Here is a 425-nt window from a genome sequence, read left to right as displayed (position 1 = left end):
TATTAGGCACGCCGCCAGCGTTCATCCTGAGCCAGGATCAAACTCTCCAATAAAGTTAGTTTGTCTAGCATCTAAAATAAAAATTGACGTTTCACGTTGTTTGTTTCGTTCAGTTTTCAAAGAACTTTTTTTGGTGGAGCCTAGCGGGATCGAACCGCTGACCTCCTGCGTGCAAGGCAGGCGCTCTCCCAGCTGAGCTAAGGCCCCAAACAATTATCGGGAAGACAGGATTTGAACCTGCGACCCCCTGGTCCCAAACCAGGTGCTCTACCAAGCTGAGCCACTTCCCGAAAGAAAACGCGCCCGAGAGGAGTCGAACCCCTAACCTCTTGATCCGTAGTCAAACGCTCTATCCAATTGAGCTACGGGCGCATATGGTGCCGAGGGCGGGGGTCGAACCCGCACGGTGGTCACCCACCGCAGGA

The 425-nt window shown here is 53.2% G+C and carries 3 tRNA genes; all 3 read right to left on the bottom strand.

Annotation, left to right across the window (positions count from 1 at the left end):
- Positions 1-131 precede the first annotated feature (131 nt).
- The 3 genes from CO726_RS31340 to CO726_RS31330 all read right to left on the bottom strand — a co-directional run bounded on the left by CO726_RS31340 (position 132) and on the right by CO726_RS31330 (position 372).
- Positions 132-207, bottom strand: a tRNA-Ala gene (locus tag CO726_RS31340).
- A 9-nt stretch (positions 208-216) separates the two neighbouring features.
- Positions 217-290 (bottom strand) — tRNA-Pro (locus tag CO726_RS31335).
- Positions 291-298: 8 nt separating this feature from the next.
- Positions 299-372: transfer RNA gene (locus tag CO726_RS31330), tRNA-Arg, on the bottom strand.
- Positions 373-425 lie beyond the last annotated feature (53 nt).

The organism is Bacillus fungorum (assembly GCF_002746455.1).
Taxonomy (GTDB): domain Bacteria; phylum Bacillota; class Bacilli; order Bacillales; family Bacillaceae_G; genus Bacillus_A; species Bacillus_A fungorum.
Note: the sequence above shows the minus strand (reverse complement) of the source record. Positions and strands in the feature narration are given on the sequence as shown.